Source organism: Sphingopyxis sp. Soil_C_28 (assembly GCF_057657055.1).
Genome location: NZ_JBDGJE010000002.1, coordinates 791,890 through 808,653, shown reverse-complemented (window position 1 = coordinate 808,653; position 16,764 = coordinate 791,890). Strand labels below are relative to the sequence as shown.

16 protein-coding genes are annotated in these 16,764 nt (G+C 65.5%); 3 read left to right on the top strand and 13 right to left on the bottom strand.

The genetic code is table 11. The features are described from left to right. The first annotated feature begins 6 nt into the window (after positions 1 to 6). From AC3A43_RS12115 to AC3A43_RS12105, 3 genes are all read left to right on the top strand, one after another. Positions 7 to 1,185 (top strand): BaiN/RdsA family NAD(P)/FAD-dependent oxidoreductase, encoded by a 1,179-nt coding sequence (locus AC3A43_RS12115; protein ID WP_487792786.1) that lies wholly within the window; start codon positions 7 to 9, stop codon positions 1,183 to 1,185. A gap of 66 nt (positions 1,186 to 1,251) precedes the next feature. After that, complete coding sequence (locus AC3A43_RS12110; RefSeq protein WP_487792785.1) at positions 1,252 to 3,120, top strand: DEAD/DEAH box helicase; 1,869 nt, start codon at positions 1,252 to 1,254, stop codon at positions 3,118 to 3,120. 100 nt (positions 3,121 to 3,220) lie between these two features. Further along, positions 3,221 to 4,207 carry a quinone oxidoreductase family protein gene (locus AC3A43_RS12105; RefSeq protein WP_487792784.1) on the top strand — a complete coding sequence of 329 codons (987 nt, stop codon included), beginning with the start codon at positions 3,221 to 3,223 and terminating at the stop codon, positions 4,205 to 4,207. Positions 4,208 to 4,236: 29 nt separating this feature from the next. Here the strand turns inward: AC3A43_RS12105 and fghA are convergent, their stop codons facing one another. The 13 genes from fghA to AC3A43_RS12040 form a co-directional block, all read right to left on the bottom strand. Continuing rightward, positions 4,237 to 5,085: an S-formylglutathione hydrolase gene (gene fghA / locus AC3A43_RS12100; protein ID WP_487792783.1), complete on the bottom strand. Its 849-nt coding sequence runs from the start codon at positions 5,083 to 5,085 to the stop codon at positions 4,237 to 4,239. Positions 5,086 to 5,185: 100 nt separating this feature from the next. Continuing rightward, positions 5,186 to 5,332 (bottom strand): hypothetical protein, encoded by a 147-nt coding sequence (locus AC3A43_RS12095; RefSeq protein ID WP_487792782.1) that lies wholly within the window; start codon positions 5,330 to 5,332, stop codon positions 5,186 to 5,188. 13 nt (positions 5,333 to 5,345) lie between these two features. Beyond that, positions 5,346 to 5,843 carry a prolyl-tRNA synthetase associated domain-containing protein gene (locus tag AC3A43_RS12090; protein WP_487793045.1) on the bottom strand — a complete coding sequence of 166 codons (498 nt, stop codon included), beginning with the start codon at positions 5,841 to 5,843 and terminating at the stop codon, positions 5,346 to 5,348. A gap of 12 nt (positions 5,844 to 5,855) precedes the next feature. Then, entirely contained in the window at positions 5,856 to 6,236 is a 381-nt protein-coding gene (locus tag AC3A43_RS12085) for a VOC family protein (protein ID WP_487792781.1), read from the bottom strand. Positions 6,237 to 6,292: 56 nt separating this feature from the next. After that, positions 6,293 to 7,162: a formyltetrahydrofolate deformylase gene (gene purU / locus AC3A43_RS12080; RefSeq protein ID WP_487793044.1), complete on the bottom strand. Its 870-nt coding sequence runs from the start codon at positions 7,160 to 7,162 to the stop codon at positions 6,293 to 6,295. 8 nt (positions 7,163 to 7,170) lie between these two features. Next, on the bottom strand, positions 7,171 to 7,554 hold the full coding sequence (locus tag AC3A43_RS12075; RefSeq protein WP_487792780.1) for a VOC family protein: 384 nt from the start codon (positions 7,552 to 7,554) through the stop codon (positions 7,171 to 7,173). A 7-nt stretch (positions 7,555 to 7,561) separates the two neighbouring features. Then, positions 7,562 to 8,674 (bottom strand): S-(hydroxymethyl)glutathione dehydrogenase/class III alcohol dehydrogenase, encoded by a 1,113-nt coding sequence (locus tag AC3A43_RS12070; protein ID WP_487792779.1) that lies wholly within the window; start codon positions 8,672 to 8,674, stop codon positions 7,562 to 7,564. Positions 8,675 to 9,139: 465 nt separating this feature from the next. Then, the gene (locus tag AC3A43_RS12065) at positions 9,140 to 10,519 is read right to left on the bottom strand and encodes an L-serine ammonia-lyase (protein ID WP_487792778.1); all 1,380 of its coding nucleotides are present in this window, start codon (positions 10,517 to 10,519) and stop codon (positions 9,140 to 9,142) included. 229 nt (positions 10,520 to 10,748) lie between these two features. Further along, positions 10,749 to 11,363 carry a superoxide dismutase gene (locus tag AC3A43_RS12060; RefSeq protein WP_487792777.1) on the bottom strand — a complete coding sequence of 205 codons (615 nt, stop codon included), beginning with the start codon at positions 11,361 to 11,363 and terminating at the stop codon, positions 10,749 to 10,751. Positions 11,364 to 11,458: 95 nt separating this feature from the next. Beyond that, positions 11,459 to 13,027, bottom strand: coding sequence for a cisplatin damage response ATP-dependent DNA ligase (locus tag AC3A43_RS12055; protein WP_487792776.1), 1,569 nt, complete (start codon positions 13,025 to 13,027; stop codon positions 11,459 to 11,461). Continuing rightward, positions 13,024 to 14,037 carry a ligase-associated DNA damage response exonuclease gene (locus tag AC3A43_RS12050; RefSeq protein WP_487792775.1) on the bottom strand — a complete coding sequence of 338 codons (1,014 nt, stop codon included), beginning with the start codon at positions 14,035 to 14,037 and terminating at the stop codon, positions 13,024 to 13,026. Before AC3A43_RS12050 ends, AC3A43_RS12055 begins: the two co-directional genes overlap by 4 nt. Beyond that, positions 14,037 to 15,464 (bottom strand): UdgX family uracil-DNA binding protein, encoded by a 1,428-nt coding sequence (locus AC3A43_RS12045; protein ID WP_487792774.1) that lies wholly within the window; start codon positions 15,462 to 15,464, stop codon positions 14,037 to 14,039. The genes AC3A43_RS12050 and AC3A43_RS12045 overlap by 1 nt, the downstream gene beginning before the upstream one ends. Beyond that, positions 15,461 to 16,711: a putative DNA modification/repair radical SAM protein gene (locus AC3A43_RS12040; protein WP_487792773.1), complete on the bottom strand. Its 1,251-nt coding sequence runs from the start codon at positions 16,709 to 16,711 to the stop codon at positions 15,461 to 15,463. Before AC3A43_RS12040 ends, AC3A43_RS12045 begins: the two co-directional genes overlap by 4 nt. Between the last annotated feature and the right edge of the window lie 53 nt (positions 16,712 to 16,764).

Sequence of the window (16,764 nt, the reverse complement as noted above, 5' to 3'; positions counted from 1 at the left end):
GCCATCATGTCAACCAATGAATTTGATGCCATCGTGCTGGGTGCCGGCGCGGCCGGGCTGATGTGCGCCGCGGTCGCGGGGCAGCGCGGCCGCCGCGTGCTGCTGCTCGATCATGCCGATCAGGTCGGCAAGAAAATCCTGATCTCGGGCGGCGGGCGCTGCAACTTCACCAATGTGAACACCGCGCCTGACCGATTCATCTCGGCGAACCCGCATTTCGCCAAATCGGCGCTCGCCCGCTACACGCCCGCCGACTTCATCGCGCTCGTGAACGCCTACGGCATTGCGCATCACGAAAAGACGCTCGGTCAGCTCTTCTGCGACGGATCGGCGAAGCAGATCGTGGCGATGCTGCTCGACGAAGCGGCAAAAGGCGGCGTCGATGTCCGTACCGGCCAGCCCGTGAGCGACGTCTCCCACGCAGACGGCAAATTCACCGTCCGGTTCGGCGACGCCAGCTTCACCGCTTCCAGTCTGGTCATCGCCACCGGCGGGCCGTCGATTCCCCAGATGGGCGCGACCGGCTTCGCTTATGATCTCGCGCGCCAGTTCGGATTGAAGGTCGTCGAGCCGCGCCCCGCGCTGGTCCCGCTGACATTAGGCGGCGACGATGTCCTGTTCCGCGAATTGTCGGGAATCGCCGCACCGGTCGAAGCGCGCGCGGGCAAGGCCGCCTTTCGCGAAGCCGCGCTGTTCACCCATCGCGGCCTCTCGGGGCCCGCGATCCTGCAGATCAGCAGCTATTGGCGCCACGGTGAACCCGTGACGATCGACCTCCTCCCCGATGCCCCGCAAGGCTGGCTTCTCGAGGCCAAGCGCACCCGGCCGCGCGCCACCGTGCGCGCCGCGCTGGGTGCCTTGCTTCCTGACCGCCTCGCCGAAACGCTCGCCGAACGCCTCGCGCTTCCCGGCGAACTCGCCGCCCAGACCGACCGCAAACTCGCCGACGCCGAGTCGCGCCTCGCACGCTGGACTTTCCACCCCAACGGCACCGAAGGCTTTGCCAAAGCCGAGGTCACAATCGGCGGAATCGCTACCGCCGGACTGTCGTCGCAAACAATGATGGCCAAAACCGTTCCAAACCTCTATGCGGTCGGCGAGGCCGTAGATGTCACAGGGTGGTTAGGCGGCTATAATTTTCAATGGGCCTGGGCTAGCGGACACGCTGCCGGACAGGTGATTTAAGCCCATTGAGCCCCTTTCTGTCGGCCTGTCACCGCACCGGTGACCGCCTAATCTATTGAGATAAAAATGCCTTTCGAAAATCTTTCCCCCGTCCTTTCGGACGCCCTTGTCGCGCGCGGCTATGAAGCGCTCACCCCCGTCCAGACGCAGGTCAGCGAAGATCAGGCCAAGGGCCGCGATCTGCTCGTTTCTGCGCAGACCGGGTCGGGCAAGACCGTCGCGTTCGGCCTCGCAATGGGCGACGAACTGCTCGAAGACGGCCGTATGCCCTACGCGACCTCGCCGCTGGCGCTGATCATCGCGCCGACGCGCGAACTCGCGTTGCAGGTCAGCCGCGAACTGAGCTGGCTTTACGCCAAGGCCGGCGCGCGCATCGCGACCTGCGTCGGCGGTATGGACGCCAGCAAGGAACGCCGCGCGTTGGGCCAGGGCGTGCAGATCGTTGTCGGCACCCCGGGCCGTCTGCGCGATCATCTCGAACGCGGCGCGCTCGACCTCTCAGCGCTGCGTGTCGCCGTCCTCGACGAAGCCGACGAAATGCTCGACATGGGCTTTCGCGACGACCTTGAGGAAATCCTCGACGGCACCCCCGCGACTCGCCGCACCCTGCTCTTCTCCGCCACGATCCCCAATCCGATCGTTCAGCTCGCCAAGCGGTATCAGAAAGACGCGCTGCGCATTTCGACTGTTGGCCAGGACCGCGGCCATGGCGACATCGCCTATCAGGCCGTCACCGTCGCCCCCGCCGATATCGAAGGCGCGGTCGTCAACCTGCTCCGCCTGCACGACGCCGAAACCGCAATGTTGTTCTGCGCGACGCGCGATAACGTCCGCCGTCTCCACGCCAGCCTAGTCGAACGCGGTTTCGCCGCGGTCGCCTTGTCGGGCGAGCATAGCCAGAATGAGCGCAACGCCGCGCTGCAAGCGCTCCGCGACCGCCGCGCCAAGGTCTGCGTCGCGACCGACGTCGCCGCGCGCGGTATCGATCTGCCGACGCTCAGCCTCGTCATCCACGTCGAAATCCCGCGCGATGCCGAAGCGCTCCAGCACCGTTCGGGCCGCACGGGCCGCGCCGGCAAAAAGGGCACCGCGGTCATCATCGTCCCCTATCCGCGCCGCCGCCGCGTCGACGGCATGCTGCGCGGTGCACGGATCAATGCCGAATGGATGGAGGCCCCCACCGCCGCCGACGTGCGCAAGCGCGACCAGGAGCGGTTGATGGAGAAGCTGCTTACGCCCGTCGAGCATGAAGCCGAAGATATCGAACTCGCGCAGCGCCTGATGGCCGAGCGTACGCCCGAGGACATCGCCGCATCGCTCGTCCAGGCGCACCGCGCGCTGATGCCGCCGCCCGAGGATCTGCTCGACAACAGCCCGCGCGGCCGCGACACCGCCGGCCGACCCGAGCGCGGCGAACGCTTCGAACGTCCCGAACGCGGCGCCGGTGGCGATCAGCGCGAAGGCTTCGAAGACAGCGTCTGGTTCCGCCTCAACATCGGCCGGCACCAGAATGCCGATCCGCGCTGGATCCTGCCTTTGCTCTGCCGCCGCGGCCATGTGAGCAAGAACGAGATCGGCGCGATCCGCATCGGTCCCAAGGAAACGATGTTCAACATCCCGCGCGCGATCGCCGACCGCTTTGCCGAAGCCGTCGTGCGCAGCGCCAACGAGGATGGCGAGGACGACAGCGGCGTCTCGATCACCCCCGCACCCGACGGCCCGAGCTATCCGCCGCGCCGCGACAAGGCCGGCCATGGCGGCGGCCATAGCGGCCCGCGCGATGGCGCCCCGCGCAGCACGCTTGGCCGCGCGCCCGGCGGTGACCGTGGTTTCGGCGATCGTCCGCGTGGCCCTGGCGGCCCGGGCGGCAAGCCCACCGATCGCTACAAGCCCAAACCCTTCGGCCAGCGCAGCCCGCGCCGTCCGTCGAAATAAGCTATAAACCCCTCCCCTTCGCGGGAGGGGCTTTCATCGCACCGCCCTTGCGCTCGCCTGCCCGGCCCACCAGATGGACCGGACAGCAGGAGACAGGCGCATGCAAGCGATCGAAGCCTTTATCGAAAGCCAGGGCGGACCCGAGGTCATCGACTGGCGCGAGGTGACGCTCGGCGAACCCGGCCCCGGCCAGGTCCTGCTCCGCCAGACTGCGGTCGGGCTCAACTATCTCGACACCTATCATCGCGACGGCACCTACCCCATCCCCCTCCCCAGCGGGCTTGGCGTGGAATCCGCCGGCGAGGTCATCGCGGTCGGCCCTGACGTCCACGGCATCCAGCCCGGCGACCGTGTCGCCACCTTCGGCCCCGAGCGCAATGCCTATGCCAGCGCGCGGCTTGTCGGCGCTGCATCGCTGTTCAAGCTCCCCCCCGATATCGACGATGAAACCGCCGCCGCCGCGCTGCTGAAAGCCTGCACGGTCGAGATGCTCGTCGAACGCTGTGCGAAGGTTCAGGCGGGGTCGCCCGTGCTCGTCCATGCCGCCGCGGGGGGCGTCGGGCTGATCCTCGTCCATTGGCTGAAGGCGATCGGCGCGACCGTGATCGGCACGGTCAGCACGGAAGCCAAGGAACATGCCGCGCGCGAGGCCGGCGCCGACCATGTCATTCGCTACAAGGAAGACGACGTCGCAGCGCATGTCCGCGAGATCACCGACGGTCAGGGCGTGCCCGTCACCTTCGACGGCATCGGCATGGCAACGTGGGAGGCTTCGCTGAAAGCCACCGCGCGGCGTGGGCTGATCGTCAGCTATGGCAACGCCGGCGGGCCGGTCACCGGCGTGAATCTGGGCGTCCTCGCCCAGCATGGGTCGCAGTTCGTTACCCGGCCGACCCTTTTCGACTATTATCTCCACCCCGGCGAACGCGCCGCCGGCGCGGCGCGCGTGTTCGAAATGATCGCGTCGGGTGCGGTGAAGATCACCGTGGGTCAGCGGTATGGGTTGCAGGATGCGGCAAGAGCGCATGCCGATTTACAGGCCGGACGGACGACAGGGTCAACGCTGCTGATTCCGGAGCATAATTAATTCCCCTTCCGCCGGCGGGAGGGGAGCTGTCAGGCCTTCAACCGCTCCGCGTGCCACGCGACATGCTCGGCCAAAAAGGTCGAGATGAAATAATAGCTGTGGTCATATCCCGGCTGCATCCGGATGGTCGCCTTTTGCCCGGCCAACTCGCACGCCTCGACCAGCAAATGCGTCTTGAGTTGCTCGGCCAGAAAATTGTCCGCATCACCCTGATCGACGAGCAGGTCGGGCACGCGCGCTCCGCCCGCGATGAGCGCGCAGGCGTCGTAAACGCTCCACGTTTCGCGATTGGCGCCCAGATAATTGCCCAATGCCTTCTCGCCCCACGGGCATTGCAGCGGCGCGACGATCGGTGAAAAGGCGGATACCGACTTGAAACGGTCGGGGGTGCGCAGCGCGACCGTCAGCGCGCCATGCCCGCCCATCGAATGGCCGGTGACCCCCTGTCGCGTCATGTCGGCGGCGGCGAATTCGCGCAGGATCAGCGACGGCAGTTCGTCCTCGACATAGGAGCGCATCCGGTAATTGGCCGCCCATGGTTCCTCGGTCGCATCGACATAGAAGCCGGCGCCCAGCCCGAAATCCCATGCCGCGTCGGGATCGTCGGGAACGCCGTCGCCGCGCGGACTGGTGTCGGGCGCGACGAAGATCACGCCCTGTTCGGCGCAGGCGGCGCGATATTCGCCCTTCTCCATCACATTGGCGTGGGTACAGGTCAGTCCCGACAGGTACCAGAGCACCGGCAGTTTGGCGCCCGGTTCATGATCGGGGATGAACACGGCAAAGGTCATGTCGGTGCCCGTCGTCGTGCTGGCATGCCTGTACACGCCCTGCGTGCCGCCATGGCTGCGAACGGTGGAGAGGGTTTCTATGGTCATACGGCCTTGTGCCGCGCACGCCCGAACCGTGCAAGCCCGCCGTCCTCGCAGACGACGATCCACATGCTCGAACGGCGAGACGCCCCGCGCTTAAGTCGCTTTACTCGCGGTCGACGCGGGCGCCGTCATGATCCTCGCCCGGGAAATAACGGACATGGGCATCAAGGTCCTTTTCGGCGTCGTCGCGGTCGTCGCGCGCGGCGCCTTCCCATTCGTGCGAATCGCATTTGGCGCGATATGTCGTCATGCTTGTCCTCCCCCTACGGCTGGACCGGTATTGCGGCCACCACCGGATGATGCCCCCAATTGCGCAACAGGTCCAGTATCGCACTGCCGGCCAAGCCAAGCGTCGCGGTGTTGCGGAGCGGATGGACGTTGACCGTCCGGGCCACTGCCAGCGCCTCGTCGAGCACCACCGTGATGCTGCCGGGCAGGGCGTTGATCGCCGCGAGCGGCGTCACCGACCCCGGCGTGATGCCGAGCAGCCGCTCCATATCCTCGGCCTTGCCAAAGCTGACATGCTTGCACCCGATCGCGCCGGGTAAGGCCTTCAGATTGACGCGCGCATCCGACGGCACGGTGACGAGCCAAAAGGCGCCGCCCTTGTCCTTCAGGAACAGATTCTTGGTGTGCGCTCCCGGCATCGCGGCGTGTACCGCATCGCTCTCGGCCACGGTAAACACCGCGTCATGCTCGTGCGCGGCGAAGGGGATTGCAAGCACGCCCAGATCGGACAGCAATCCCGCTTCGCCTCGCATCATTATATCAGTTCAGACGACGCGGTGGAGCGCGCAGAGCTTGTTGCCCGACGGATCGCGCAGATAGGCGAGGTAAAGCTGGCCGAAACCCCCTTCGCGCACGCCCGGCGGGTCCTCGATCGAGGTGCCGCCAGCCGCAACGCCGGCGTCGTGCCAGGCCTTCGCCTGCTCTGGGCCTTCCATCGCAAAGCCGATCGTGCAGCCGTTGCCCACCGTTGCGGGCTCGCCATCGATCGGCGCCCCGACCAGAAACAGCCCGCCATTGTGCATATAGATCAGGCGGCCCTTGTCGTCGGTGATCGCGGGCTTGCCACCGATCGCCTGGAAGGTCGCGTCATAGAATTTCTTGGCGGCTTCAATGTCGTTCGCCCCGACCATATTGTGACTGTACATCGCCTTGTCGCTCCTCTTGTTTTGGTTGCGAATCGGAACCTATCTTGTTCCCGCGGCTAGCGGAAGACCACCGTCTTGCGTCCGTCGATCAAAACCCGCTGTTCGGCGACCCACCGCACCGCGCGTGCCAGCACCTGCGCCTCGGTATCGCGGCCGATGCGGATCAGCTCCTCGACCGAATCGCGGTGATCGACACGCTCGACCGCCTGTTCGATGATCGGCCCTTCGTCGAGGTCGCTCGTCACGAAATGCGCGGTCGCGCCGATCAGCTTGACCCCGCGTTCGTGCGCGCGGTGATAGGGCTTGGCGCCCTTGAAGCCGGGCAGGAAACTGTGGTGAATGTTGATGCAGCGCCCCGAAAGCTTCGCCGACAGATCCTGCGACAGCACCTGCATATAACGCGCGAGCACCAGATGCTCGGCGCCGGCATCGGCCATGATCTGCAGGATCGCCGCCTCTTGTTCGGCACGATTGGCATCGCTGACCGGCAGGTGATGGAATGGCAGGCCGTGCCATTCGGTCAGCCGCCGCTGATGCTCGTGGTTCGACACCACGGCGGCGATGTCGATCGCGAGGTTCCCCGTCGACCAGCGGTGGAGCAGGTCGTTGAGGCAATGGCTGCCCTGCGACACCGCGATCACGAAGCGCGGTTTGACCTGGCTGTCGCTGATCCGCGCTTCCATCGCGAACCGCGCGACGATCGGCGCAAAGGCCGCTTGCACAGCGGCCAGCTCGCCGGGAAAACGCGGCCCTGCCCCACGAAATTCGACGCGCATGAAAAAGCGCCCCGAATCGAGGTCGGCATATTGCTGGCTGTCGAGGATGAAGCCGTCGCGTTCCGCGAGCAGCCCGGTGACCGCCGCCACGATGCCGACGGCATCGACGCAGCTGAAGGTCAGGACAAAGACCGGCTCACCCTTTTCCATCTTTTCCATCAGGCGATCCGGTGCGTCGCGCACAGCTTGTTGCCGGCGGGGTCGCGCAGATAGGCGAGATACAGCGTCCGCCCCTCGGTTCCATGGCGGACGCCCGGCGGATCTTCGATCGTCGTGCCGCCGTTCGCCGCGCCCGCCGCGTGCCATGCGTCGACCGCTTCGGTCGACGCGGCGGCGAACCCCAGCGTTCCGCCATTTGCGCCATTTGCCGTTTCGCCATTCAGCGGCTTCGTGATCAGAAAGCGCCCCCCGGCGTGCGAATAGATCAGCCGGCCCCATGCATCGACGGCGCCCGGCGGAACCCCGAGCGCGCCCAGCGCTGCGTCGTAGAAACGGCGCGAGGCTTCGATATCGTCGGCGCCCAGTGCGACATGGCTGAACATCGCGGCCTCAGAAGACCACGACGGAACGGATGGATTCGCCCGCGTGCATCAGGTCGAAGCCCTTGTTGATCTCCTCAAGCCCCATGACGTGGGTGATCATCGGATCGATCTCGATCTTGCCGGTCATATACATGTCGACGATCTTGGGCACGTCGGTGCGGCCCTTCGCGCCGCCGAACGCGGTGCCGCGCCAGTTGCGCCCGGTGACCAGCTGAAAGGGACGCGTCGCGATTTCCTTGCCCGCCTCAGCCACGCCGATGATGATCGAAGTGCCCCAGCCGCGGTGGCAGGCTTCCAGCGCGGTACGCATCACGTCGGTGTTGCCGGTGGCGTCGAAGGTATAGTCGGCGCCGCCGTCGGTCAGCTGGACGATCGCGGCGACCGTGTCTTCGCGGCTCATGCCCTTCGTATTGAGGAAGTCGGTCATCCCGAACTTGCGGCCCCATGCTTCGCGGTCGGGGTTGATGTCGACGCCGATGATCTTGTCGGCACCCGCAAGCCGCGCGCCCTGGATCACGTTGAGCCCGATACCGCCGAGGCCGAAGACGACGACGTTGTCGCCGACCTGCACCTTCGCGGTGTTGATCACCGCGCCGACCCCGGTGGTGACGCCGCAGCCGATGTAGCAGCTCGACTGGAACGGAGCATCCTGACGGATTTTCGCGACCGCAATCTCGGGCAGCACGGTGAAGTTCGAGAAGGTCGAGCAGCCCATATAATGGAAGATCGGCTGGCCCTTGTAGCTGAACCGCGTCGTACCATCGGGCATCAGCCCCTTGCCCTGCGTCGCACGGATCGCGGTGCAGAGGTTGGTCTTGCCGCTGAGGCAGCTTTTGCACTGGCGGCATTCGGGGGTGTAGAGCGGGATCACATGGTCGCCGGGAACGACGCTCGTCACCCCGGCGCCGACCTCGCGCACGATGCCGGCACCCTCATGGCCGAGTACGCTCGGGAAGATGCCCTCACTGTCGAAGCCGTCGAGCGTATAGGCGTCGGTGTGACAGATCCCCGTCGCCATGATCTCGACCAGCACTTCGCCCGCCTTCGGGCCTTCGAGGTCGAGTTCGACGATCTCGAGCGGCTTCTTTGCTTCGAATGCAACGGCGGCACGGGTCTTCATGGCGGGTCTCCTTCTCGGCGCTCCCAATCAGGCAAACGCGGCGGCAATGCAAGATGCTCCTGATCCTCCCTGTGACCGAAGGTCATGGGGAGCGGGACCGCCGCGAAGCGGTGGTGGAGGGGCGGCAAAGTCGCGCCAAAGGCCCCTCCGTCAGCGCTTCGCGCTGCCACCTCCCCATCACTACGCGACAGGGAGGATTTTGTCGGTACTTCGCCTTGGCCCTTAAGGAGACAAAAGACTCGCACGCACAGCGCAGAACTGTCTCCTTTGTCGCCTTAAGCAAGGCGCGAATATCGACGAGGTCAATGAGCGGGACCGCAGGCTGGCACAGCGCAATATTGTAGGAAAGCACCATCTGCCGGTCACCTTCCCTTCATCGCCGCCCCGGACTTGATCCGGGGTCCATGCCTTCAGCGCCGCCGTAGATCCCGGATCAAGTCCGGGATAGCGATGGTGAGGGTGCGCTCAACACTCCACCACGCTGACGGCAAGCCCGCCTTTCGACGTTTCCTTATATTTGTCGCGCATATCACGCCCGGTCTGCAGCATCGTCACGATCACGGTGTCGAGGCTGACGACATGCGTGCCGTCGCCGATCATCGCGATGCGGCTGGCGTCGATCGCCTTGATCGCGCCCATCGCATTGCGTTCGATGCACGGGATCTGCACCAGCCCGCCGATCGGATCGCAGGTGAGGCCGAGGTTATGCTCCATGCCGATCTCGGCAGCATTCTCGACCTGCGCGTTGGTGCCGCCCAATGCGGCGGTCAGTCCCGCCGCCGCCATCGAGCAGGCGACGCCGACCTCGCCCTGGCAACCGACCTCGGCGCCCGAGATGCTCGCGTTGCGCTTGTACAATGCGCCGACCGCGCCGGCGGCGAGCAGGAAGGTGCGAACCCCCGCGTCGTCACCGCGATAGCCGCGCCGGTAGAAACGGATGACCGCCGGTATGATCCCCGCCGCGCCGTTGGTCGGCGCGGTGACGACCTTGCCGCCTGCGGCATTTTCTTCGTTCACCGCCATCGCCCACAGGTTGATCCAGTCCATCATCGCGAGCGGATCGGTCAGATTCTGTTCGTGGCGGTTGCGGATGTCGGCGGCGATCTGCGGCGCGCGGCGCTTGACCTTGAGCCCGCCGGGCAGGATCCCGGTGCTGCAGCAGCCCGCCTCGATCGAGGCGTCCATCGCGCCCGCGATCGCATCGAGCCCCGCCTCGACCTCTTCGAGGCTGCGGTGCGCGAGTTCATTCTCGAGCATCATTTCGGCAAAGCTCTTGCCCGACGCCGCGCCCATGCTGAGCAAATCGGCGCCCGAGGTGAAGGCGTAGGGCAGTTCGACCTCGTCCTCGGCGCCGCGGCTGTTGCGTCCCGCCTCGTCCTCGTCGACGACGAAGCCGCCGCCGATCGAGAAATACATCCGCTTGGCAAGGATTTCGCCGTCGCTGTCGCGCGCGGTGAAGCTCACCGCATTGCTGTGAAAGGGCTGGCGCTGGCGCATCTGGAAATGCAGGTCGCGCGCCGGCTGGAAGCGCACCCGCTGGCGGCCGAGCAGGTAAAGAAAGCCTTCGCTTTCCGCCCGGTCCCAATGCGCCTTGATCGCGGCGAGGCTGGTCGATGCGGGGATTTCGCCGGCCAGCCCCGCGACGATCGCGGTGTCGGCGGCGTGGCCCTTGCCCGTCAGCGCGAGCGAGCCATACAGGTCAGCTTCGACATGCACGGTCTTCACGAGCAACGCCTGCTCGTCGAGCCAGACCGTGAAACGCCGCGCCGCAACCATCGGACCCACGGTGTGTGAGCTCGAAGGTCCGACGCCAATTTTGAAAAGTTCGAAAAGGCTGATCGTCATGGCGGCCCTATAGGAGAAGCGCCGGCATCGGGATAGGCCCGGGCGGGCCAAAAACTTCCCCCTTGATGGGGGAAGGATACGCAGCCTTGCCGCGACAGCGGCTAGGCGAAGTTGGATGGGGGTGAGGGTGCGGCGTAGCCCGAGGCCGAGCCCGCACCCCCTCCGCTGCGACTAGCGAACAAGTTCGCAAGTCTCGCTGCCTCCCCCATCAAGGGGGAGGGGTTCAAGATCAGGCCGGATAGGTCCAGGTCGTGTCGCGCGCGAAATTCTCCGCGGCGAAATCCCAGTTGAGCAGTTCATCGACCACCGCATCGACATAGGCCGGGCGCAGATTCTTGCGGTCGATATAATAGGCATGTTCCCACACATCGACGACAACGAGCGGCTTGATGCCCGCTGTCAGCTCGGTGCCGGCGTCATGCGTGTCGGTGACCGACAGCGTGCCGTCGCGCGAGACAAGCCAGGCCCAGCCCGACGCGAAATGGTTGACCGCGGTTTCCTTGAGCTTCTTCTTCAGCTCGTCCACCGAACCGAAATCGCGTTCGATCGCGGCGAGCAGGTCGCCCGTGGGCGCAGTCTTTTCCGGGCTCAGACTGTTCCAGTAAAAAGCGTGGTTCCACGACTGAGCCGAGTTGTTGAAAAGACCCTTGTTTCCCGCGCCCTCGGCGTGGTGGACGATTTCCTCAAGCGGCTTGTCGGCCAGTTCGGTGCCTTCGATCGCCGCGTTGACCTTGTCGACATAAGCCTTGTGATGCTTTCCATGATGCGTCGCGAGCGTGTCGGCCGAAATATGCGGCTCGAGCGCGTCCTGCTTGTAGGGCAGCGGGGGAAGAGCGATCGTCATGGCAGTCCATCCTTTTTATAGAGGGTTTGGGGCCTTTAACTCGGTATCGACCCCACCGGTTGCAACCCCGCGACGGCAATTTTTCCGGTGACCGCTCAAGTCACCATCGCCTGAAGCGTTGCGATCCGGTCGGCCTCTTCGGCGGGCTTGTCGCGCCGGATCCGCGAAATGCGCGGGAAGCGCATCGCGAGCCCCGACTTGTGGCGCTTGCTGCTGTGGATCGAGTCGAAGGCGACTTCGAGCACGAGCGACTTTTCGACCTCGCGCACGGGGCCGAAGCGATTCAGCGTGTTGTCGCGCACGAACTTGTCGAGCCATTTCAGTTCCTCGTCGGTGAAGCCCGAATAGGCTTTCCCGACGGGCAGCAATTCACCCGCATCAGACCAGCAGCCGAAGGTATAGTCCGAATAAAAACTCGCGCGGCGGCCGTTGCCGCGCTGCGCATACATCATCACGCAATCGGCGGTGAGCGGGTCGCGCTTCCACTTGTACCAGAGGCCCGCGCGCCGCCCGGCGACATAGGGCGCATCGCGCCGCTTGAGCATCACGCCTTCGATCGCCGCATCGCGCGCACCCGCGCGGCGTTCGGCGAGATCGTCGAAATCCTTCGCGTCGATCACCTGCGACAGGTCGAAATGGCTGTCGGCAAGGCGCGGCACAAACGCCTCCAATTGCCGCCGGCGTTCGGTCCACGGCAGGCCCCGCAGGTCGTTGCCGTCGACCGCGAGCAAATCATAGACCCTTACGAAGGCCGGATAGTCGGCAAGCATCTTCTTCGACACGACCTTGCGTCCCAGTCGCTGCTGCAGCGCGTTGAAGCTCGCCGCCTCACCGCCCTGCACCTCGCCGCGCACGAGCAGTTCGCCGTCGATTACCGCGTCCTGGTCGAACGCCGCGACCAGCTCGGGAAACGCGCCGCTGATCTCCTCGCCGCCGCGGCTGTAGATGCGCGTTTCGGCGCCGCCACGGACGATCTGGACGCGGATGCCGTCCCATTTCCATTCGGCGGCATAGTCGGCAAGGTCGACGCTCGCCTCCTCGAGTGGATGTGCGAGCATGAAGGGGCGGAAGAAAGCGACGTCTTTGAGGTCGGGCCGCTCCGCTCGCCCCTCGCCCCACGCAAACAGCGGCGCATAGGGCGGCGCGATCGCGTGCCACAGCTCCTCGACATCGTCGACGGGCACATCGAACGCCTGCGCGAACGCCTGTTTCGCAAGCCGCGCCGACACCCCGACGCGCATGCCGCCGAGCGCGAGCTTGAGCACGGCATAGCGTCCATCGGCGTCGAGGCGATCGAGCAGCGACGCGACGACAGCGGGGGCGTCGCTACGAGAAGCCGCCGATAGCGCGTCCACCGCTTCCGAGACGCTGAGGTCCGCCTTCGCGCCCGGTGCCTCGGGCCAGAGCAGGGCCGCGGTCTCGGCCGTATCCCCGACGAAATGCCGCGACAGCCGGAACAAGTCCTCATCGACCCGCGTCGCGAGCAAGGTTCGCACCGTTCCCGCCTTCACCGCCGGAAAATCAAGACTCTCGGTCAGCGCCGCAATCGCCCAGCCGCGATCGGGATCGGGGGTATGCCGCAGATAATCGACGATCAGCGCCAGCTTGCTGTTTCGCGAGCGCGTGTAGATCAGTCGGTCGATCAGGGCTGCGAAGCGCTTCACGCCTCCTCCTCCAGATCGCGGCCCACCAGATGCAGCGCGCGGGCTTTGCGTTGATGCAGCTCGCACCAGCGCAGCAGCCCATCCTCGCTGCCATGGGTGATCCAGCTTTCCTTCGGATTCACCTCCGAAATAGTCGTCGTCAGTTCGTCCCAGTCGGCATGGTCCGAAATGACGAGCGGCAGTTCGACCATCCGCTGCCGCGCCCGCTGGCGCACGCGCATCCAGCCCGACGCCATCGCGGTCAACGGATCGGGCAGCCGCCGCGACCAGCGGTCGTTCAGCGCCGAGGGCGGTGCGAGGACGATCTGCCCCGCCATCTCGGCCTTGTCGGTTTCTGAAACCAGCCGCAGTTCGCCAAGATCGACGCCATGCACCGCATAAAGCTGGCACATCTTCTCGAGCGCGCCGTGGATATAGATCGGCGCATCCCACCCCGCGCCGCGCAATTCGGCGATCACCCGCTGCGCCTTGCCCAGCGCATAGGCGCCGACGAGCACCGAGCGATCGGGTTCGGCCCGCACGGCGCCGATCAGCTTGGCGATCTCGTCGGCGGTCGGCGGATGGCGAAACACCGGCAATCCAAAGGTCGCCTCGGTGACGAAGATATCGCACGGCACAACCTCGAACGGCGCGCAGGTCGGATCGGAGCGCCGCTTATAGTCGCCGGTAACGACGATCCGCGCGCCCCGATATTCCATCAATATCTGCGCGCTGCCGAGCACATGTCCGGCGGGATGGAAACTGAACCGCACTCCGCCGCGCTCGAAGCCGTCGCCATATTCATACGCCTGATTGTGACTCGCCTCGACATCGACGCCATAGCGCAGCGCCATGATCGCGAGCGTCTCGGGGGTCGCGAACACCGCGCCATGGCCGCTGCGCGCATGATCGGCATGGCCGTGCGTCACCGCGGCGCGCTCGACCGGGCGCGACGGGTCGATCCACAGGTCGGCGGGCTTGACGTAGATGCCGCTCGCATGCGGTTCGATCCAGGATTTACCCTTTGCCATCAGGCGGCGAGTTCCCGTGCGTGGATCAGGTCGGCAACAAACGCGCTGCGTTCCTCGGCGGCGCGTTCGCGGTCGGGCAGCCGCAGCAGGAAGGAGGGATGGATCGTCGCGATCAGCTTGGCGCCGTCCTCCAGATCATGCACCGCGCCGCGCATCGACGCGATGCTTGCGCTTTTACCCGTCACGCCGCGCAGCGCGCTACCGCCCAAAGTGACGATCAGGTCGGGTTTTACCAACGCGCGCTCCTTGCCGAGCCACCAGCGACAGATGTCGATCTCGCCCGCCGTCGGATTCTGGTGCAGGCGGCGCTTGCCGCGCGGTTCGAATTTGAAATGTTTGACCGCGTTCGTGAGGAACAGGCGCGTGCGGTCGAGCCCTGCCTCCTCCAGCGCCTCGTTCAGCACCTGCCCGGCGGGTCCGACGAACGGCCGTCCCTCCAGATCCTCGCGGTCGCCCGGCTGCTCGCCGACAAGCATGATGCGCGCAGTCTTCGGCCCCTCACCCGCCACAGCCTGCGTCGCGTTGCAATGGAGCGGGCAGCGCGTGCAGCCGCCGACAGCGCGCGCGAGTTCATCCAGCGTGTCGATATCGTCGGTCAGGGCCAGTTCGTCGGGCACGCGCGTCCGCCATTTCTCGGTTCGGGGATTTGCCAAAGAAACGGCCGCTGCGCGCATGCGTTCCACCCGCGCCTCCGCACCGGCGAGCAAGGGCGCGATATCCTGCGCCTCGGGCAGGTTCTTCCAGTATTTCTTCGGCATTTCGGCGCGCATCGCGTCGATCTTCACCCGCGCGGGATTGAAGATCGCGCCATAATAGGTGCGCCACTGATCCTCGACCACATCGCTATCCGGCACTTCGTCCTTCGTTCCGGCTGCGCCATAGCTGAGCGTTTCGTCCTGCCAGATCGCGCGCGCGTCGGGCGTCACGATCGCCCAGTCCATGCCGTAGAAGCGGCGCTGGAAAAAGGGCGCGGTCAGCCGCAGGATGCGGTGCGATGGCTCGAACCAAGCCGCGAAACTCTCGCGCCCCGCCTCTTCGCCGAGCCGCCGGAAGCGCACGAAGGCGTGCATCTTGTGCACGTCGCGGCGGATCGCCTTGTCGGCCTTCATCAACCAATCGACATCGGCGTCTGTCCGTCGCGCCAGCAATTGCCGGTCGGTCGCTGCGCGCCAGATGATCCGGTAGAGCCGCGCCGGAACTTCAGAATCGCGGACACAAATCACCCGCTCAGCAATTTCCAGTAATTCGCGCGGCAACGAAACCGCACCTCTGGTCGTCGCGGCGGCCTCCACCCCAAATAACGATGCCCCCTCGTCATTGCCGCGCCAGCTTACATCCTCGGGCGCCACGCCATCCACGAGCAGTCCGCGCGCAGCGCTTCGCCATTCGGCGAAATCGCCGGGCTCGTTGAGGACGACCTCTCTCACAGCGCGAGCACCAGCTGTTCGGGCGGCGGCGCAAAGCGCGCGCGCAGGTCGGCGCTGTCGGTCAGCATCCCCGGCCGCCAATCGAGCGCGACGACAAAGGGCAGCAGTTTCTTCACCGACGCGGTCAGCTTCGCCAGATCGCCGAGCCGCAGCTTGCCCAACCGCCGCGCCGCGACGATGCGGTCGACCGCGCGCGTACCGAGCCCCGGCACGCGCAGCAGCAGCTCGCGCGGGGCGCGGTTGATATCGACCGGAAACGCCTCACGCCGCATCAGCGCCCAGGCCAGCTTGGGATCGATCGTCAGATCGAGCATCCCGCCGCTCGCTCCCTCCATGATTTCGGCGCGCTCGAAGCCATAGAAACGCAACAGCCAGTCGGCCTGATACAGCCGATGTTCGCGCATCAGTGGCGGGCGCACCGGGGGCAAATCGCTGCTCGCGTCGGGGATCGGACTGTACGCCGAATAATAGACGCGGCGAAGCTGATAGCCCGAATAGAGGTTCGTCGCGGTCTTGAGGATGTCGTCATCGCGCGACGCGTCGGCGCCGACGATCATCTGCGTCGATTGCCCCGCGGGGGCGAAACGCGGCGGTATCGCCTTGCCGATCAGGCGGCTTTTGGCGGCGTCGATCGCATCGTCGGCACCGACGCGCACCGACGCCATCGTTTTGCGGATCGTCTCGGGCTTTTTCTCGGGCGCAAAGCTTTGCAATCCGGCCTCGGTCGGCAGTTCGACATTGGTCGACAGCCGGTCGGCGTAAAGGCCCGCGAGCGCGATCAGGCCGGGGTCGGCCCCCGCAATGGTCTTGAGATGGATATAGCCCTGGAAATGATGCTCTTCGCGCAGGATGCGCGCGACCTCGACCAGTTGCTCCATCGTGTAATCTTCGGATCGGATGATCCCCGACGAGAGGAACAGGCCTTCGATATAATTGCGCTTGTAGAAATCGAGCGTGAGCCGAACGACCTCCTGCGGACTGAAGCGCGCACGCTCGACATTGCTCGACGCGCGGTTGATGCAGAAGCGACAGTCGTAGATGCAGAAATTCGTCAGCAATATCTTGAGCAGCGAGATGCAGCGGCCGTCGGGGGCATAGCTGTGGCAAATACCCATGCCCTCGGTCGACCCGATGCCTCTGGTGCCCGTCGAGTCGCGCGTCACCGTCCCCGACGAGGCGCAGGACGCGTCATATTTGGCGGCATCGGCCAGAACGGCGAGCTTTTCCAGAATCGGTTTAGCGGACATGCCCCATGCCTAACATGGGAACATATAAAGAACAAATATCCTCGGTTAAGTTG